Below are 5,024 nucleotides of genomic sequence, written 5' to 3' on the forward strand. Positions count from 1 at the left end.
CAATCATCGACATGAAAACATCTATCTGGCCTTGCTAAAATTACTGCGTGAACAGCCGCTTTGATCGCGTTTGCTTCCTAAGACCCTTACTTATTGTTTATCGTTGCCTGAAGGCTCGTTAGATCCCATCTAGGCAAGCTAACCCTGTGCTTTTTTCCAGATTCTTTACCCATTTTTTCGACCACCTTGCCGCCACAAGCCCCAGCTCAAAAGCCTGATTTTTTAGACTGTTTACAATCCAGGAAGCATTTTTTTTAGGCGGGGCGAAATACCATTGCGCCCCGCACTATTGCCATCTTGTGTTTAGAAACTGTATTTGACATTGAAGCTGGCGTTGTCACGGTCGCGCATCATGTTGTTCATGCCGCCGCCCCAGAACTCGGTGTACTGCACCTCGGCTTCGAGATTATCCATCTCGGCGCGCATGCCAATTGAGTAGGCTTTGGCACCTTCGATAAAGTTGCCGGTCATGTGCGAGTTACCCTTGAAGGCATCCTGATAGACAATAAAAGGCTTTAAGGTCAACCCAAAGACATTGTTCCAGGTGCCTTCAAAGGACAGCGTAAAGCCGTAGGCATTGCGGCTGATTTGGTCTTTATCCGTGCCGCCTTCAAAGTAGGAACGATTGCCACGCCCAGCGATGCGCCGCGTGACCAAGCCCGCTTTTTGCAGGGAAACCGGCGCACTGGTGTCATAGCCCGTGTATTTGAGACTACTGCCGCGGTAATGCTCGGAGGCGATGTTAAACAACAGCAGTGATGAGTCAAAGCTAAGCCCTGCACCGAAGAATTTGATGGCACTTAAGCTGCTATTGAACATCTCCACGCGCTCGTAGTTGTACAGCGTATCCTCAAGCGTCATGGGTTGCCCCATCACCATCGCCGTGCCGTCACCACCATGTATCAAGCGGGTAATCGGGTTGGTATCAATGGCAAAGGGCGCTTGATACAAAAGGTCTGCCACCAAATCATTGGTGGTCATGATGCCAATGGGTACATTGGGTCTATAGGTAATCTCCCCCGCCCAAGAAATGCCTGCCCATTCGGTGGCGAAACTGAAGCCGTACATACGAATATCCTCAGGATATTCGCGCCAGCCGCGCACACTGCCTCCCGCATCAATGGCCATTAGCAGCCCACCGTTGATACCCCAGGTCTCTATGGCGGCAAGAGGATTGCGGATAAAATCAAGAATGTTGCCAAGACCCTGACCATTCCAGAACGGCTGTCCCAGCACCAAAGGCAGCATGCTGTAGCCTTGATAACCGCCCATATCGCCCACCAATATGGGCTCTTTGCTGTGATAGTTGACAAAGTACAGACCAAATTCCGTGTTGTTCAGAGCCTGCGCTGTGTATTTAAAGCTTAAGCCGAACTGGCCGTCATCGCGTGCTTTTTTCTTGGGGTTAATGCCCGCTACGCGGACAATGCCCGTCGGGTCAACACCAGGGGCAAGGCCGGTCAAGCCATTGTTGCACGGATCAAACAATCCCAAGATGACACTGCAACTGCCTTGGATGGCTTGTGGGTAGATGTCGCGCACCGGCAAAAACAACTCAGGGGCTTGGTCCGCCCAAGCGGTATTGGCTCCATCGGCGAGCAGATCGGTTTCCGAGAAGAAGGTGCCGACCGGCGGCAATACGGTTTCCTTCCATTTCCATTGGTAGAAGGCTTCCATCGACAGGTTTTCAGTCAACCCCAGGTTGAAGCTGACCGCTTCCATCGGGATATACAGCTCCTTCAGGTCGCTTAGGTTGTAGTTCATCATGCGGTAGGTCGTTAAATCCAGCGGGTTGATGGCGCTGTTGACCCCACCGCGATAGAACATGCTCTCGCCCCAGTTGAGCACGTGCCTGCCCACTGTTAGTTGAAAGGGCAGGCTGAAGACGTCCCAGTTTGCGTTGACATAAGCATCCAGCAATTCGACCTTGCGACCGGCCTGTTCGCGGGTTTTCTTGGGGAAGCTGTTGTATGGGTCAGCCTGAGCCGGCTCAGGCGTCATGCTGTTTTTAAAGTAGTCGTTGCGGTTCTTGGCAATCTGATGGTCGTAGTAGCCACGACCTTTCAAGGTTAGGCCATAGTCACCGTAGCGCAGCTTAAAGATGGAAGTGATGCTGCCCGCATTGGTGACCATCTTGCCCTTGCTGAAATTGCGGTTGCCGTCATTGGTATTGATGTCATCGTTGTTTTTATCCTGACTTTCCATACGGTACATCTGCCCGTAGGACAGGGTTGTATCGAGTGAACCGGTCAGTTCGCCGCTATCCGTACCAAAACTAAAGGCCAAAGCATCTGCACAGAACAATAGTGACAGCAGACTGGTGAATGATAAGCAGGCATTGGCGGGATAAACACTCAGAGGAATAGTAAATAGTTTAAACAGTTTAAATAGCTTCACAGAAAGCCCCCAGTAACATTGTTGTTGTGAACTCATACCGATTGAAATAGCACACTCAACCGCTTGCATTGCCCTTCCAGAAGCGTCAGTCAATTTCGTACTGCCGTACTGCAAGACAATGGGTGTCCACACAACCTGCTGGGGTACCCTACCGCTGCCCTATCCTCTTTATCGTTATTGCTGTCGTTACTCGTTAAGGCACAGCCTTATAGATAAGCCTAACTTTGCCATTTTTGCCAGACTTTTTAACAATTTTTTTCTTGGCCATTTCGATGCCCTCCCTGTCACTGCGGCACTGCACTTAGGACACAAGACCCAAAAAGCGGCTTTGTCCCAAGCGAGCGCTATTAGAACGAGTATTTGATATTGATGCCGATATTGTCGCGGTCGCGCATTTTGTTGTTTTGCCCGCCGCCCCAAAACTCGGTGTATTGCAACTCCGCTTCCAGCCGCTGGCTGTAATTGCCACGAAGACCTAAGGTATAGGCTTTGCGGCCTTCGACAAAGTTGCCAGTCATGTGTGAGTTGCCCTCAAAATCGTCCTTGTAGACCAGATAAGGCGAGACATTGACCCCGGCGAATGCATCGTTCCAAGTACCGGAAAGCACCAGTGTGTAGCCGTAGGCATTGCGATTGACCTGGTCATCACGCCGCCCATCATCGACATAGGCCGTATTACCACGCCCAGAGTAGTAACGAGTGTCATTGAAAGGGGTGCCATTGAAAGCCTGATATTTAAGGCTGCTGCCGCGAATATGCTCAGAGGCCAGTTCAGCCACGCCGGTCACTGCGTTAAAGCCCAGCATCGGCCCGAAGTTATAGATGCTGCCGAGCGAACTGTTATACATCTCTACCCGTTCGTAGTTGTGCACGCTGCCGCTGCGCGTGACCCGCTTTCCGGCCATCAGCGCCGTGCCGCTGCCCGGAAATGAACCGTTGTTATCAGCCATCTGCGCACCTTGTAAAGCCATGTCGTAGACCAAATCGTTGGTGGCAGAAACGCCGATTGGCATATTCGGGCGATAGCTTAATTCACCAAACACCGAGGCATTGCCTACTGCCGTATTAAAGCTCAACCCCAGCATGCGGATATTTTCGACGTATTCACGTTTGGCGCGAACGTTGCCGAGCAGGTCTATCGTGGCAAGACCTCCGGCAAGGACGCCATTACCGAGCGCTGCAGTCAATGCGGCTAAATCAACACCCGCATAGCCATTCAAGTCCGCATAAATCACCGGCTCCTTACCGTGATAGTTGACAAAGTACAGGCCAAATTCGGTGGAATTAAGCGATTCGGCGAGGTATTTAAGATTGACCCCAAACTGTCCATCGTTTTTAGCGTTTAAGTCCGTATCAATACGGGCAATGCGGCCATACAACCCGTTGCTATCGATAAAGTTCTGCCCGCCCCGCCCTTCGCACAATCCTCCTGTGCCACAAAAATTACCGCCCGCATAGAACGGCAATGCGAGCGCCAATGGCGAAGTACCCAAACTGCTGTAGCCGGTATTGCCTCCATCGGCAAACAGGTCGGTTTCGGAGAAAAACGTGCCGACCGGATCCATCGCACTTTCTTTCCAATTCCACTGGTAAAACGCTTCCATCGACAGATTATCGGTAAGGCTTAAGCTGATATTGAAGGACTCCACCGGCACCAGTACTTCTTTTATCTCAGCACCCGGCAGGCGGAATTTGGCCGCATCAATGGGATTGGTGGTATTGATGCCGCCTCGATAAAACAGCCCTTCACCCCAGTTAAACACTTGCCGTCCGACACTGGCACGCAGCGAATGTCCAGCAATGTCCCAATTGCCGAAGAGATAGGCATCCAAAAGCTGCGCATCACGTCCGGCCTTGTGCCGAGTCTCGCGGGTAAAGCGGTTATCCTGCGGAAAACTTTGGGCCGGTTGCTGCGGATTGTTCTGTTTATAAAAATCGTTGCGCCGGTCCATGATTTGGCTGTCATAAAACGCCGTACCGCGCATAAACAAGCCGTAGTTGCGCCAATTAAGACCCAAGTCTGAGGTGATTTTATACACCTCGGAAACCCGTCCAGTCTCGAAATTGCGATTGCCATCGTTACCGTTGACATCGTCGTTGGTCTTGTCCATTCCCTGCACACGGTACAACTGCCCGTAGGATAAGGTGGTATCGAATGAACCTTCCACCTCGCCTTCTGCCAAGCGGATTTGCAGCGCAGCGGCCGGTGCAGCAAACAATAACGGCAGTAGCGAAAACGCAAAAGCAACGCGCCCGTAAACGGGATACAGCTTATCGTGGCGTTTTGACTTCATCACAGAGAACTCCTTGGAAGGGTTGTTTTTCTTCTTGCGGGGTACACAGAATGAAAGTGACGCTATTTGTTACTTATTGATAGCTCAGCAGCAATATTTTTGCCAGCTTTAATTTAAGCCGTGATAACGCTCTTTTACACAAAGAACAAGCCGTCCGTAACCCTGACACCGGCCACCTATACAGCACGCGGCAAGAGCGCCGCTAAGGACTGATATAAAGCCAAACCGCTTGCGAAGCTTGACCTCATGATAGAAGCCGCGCCGCATTCCCCTGTTTCGTGAGAAGCGAAACGGCCTTTTTATCGAACGAAACGAAGGTTTCCCCGCCAAGCC

Annotated in this window: 2 protein-coding genes; both read right to left on the reverse strand. The window is 51.3% G+C overall.

The genetic code is table 11. From position 1 onward, the window contains the following. Positions 1–303: 303 nt before the first annotated feature. The gene (locus AXE65_RS03990; protein WP_068388447.1) at positions 304–2,397 is read right to left on the reverse strand and encodes a DUF1302 domain-containing protein; all 2,094 of its coding nucleotides are present in this window, start codon (positions 2,395–2,397) and stop codon (positions 304–306) included. A gap of 347 nt (positions 2,398–2,744) precedes the next feature. Beyond that, positions 2,745–4,691, reverse strand: a complete 1,947-nt coding sequence (locus AXE65_RS03995; protein ID WP_068388450.1) for a DUF1302 domain-containing protein — start codon at positions 4,689–4,691, stop codon at positions 2,745–2,747. Positions 4,692–5,024: the final 333 nt, after the last annotated feature.

The organism is Ventosimonas gracilis (genome assembly GCF_001580025.1).
In the GTDB taxonomy this organism is placed as follows: domain Bacteria; phylum Pseudomonadota; class Gammaproteobacteria; order Pseudomonadales; family Pseudomonadaceae; genus Ventosimonas; species Ventosimonas gracilis.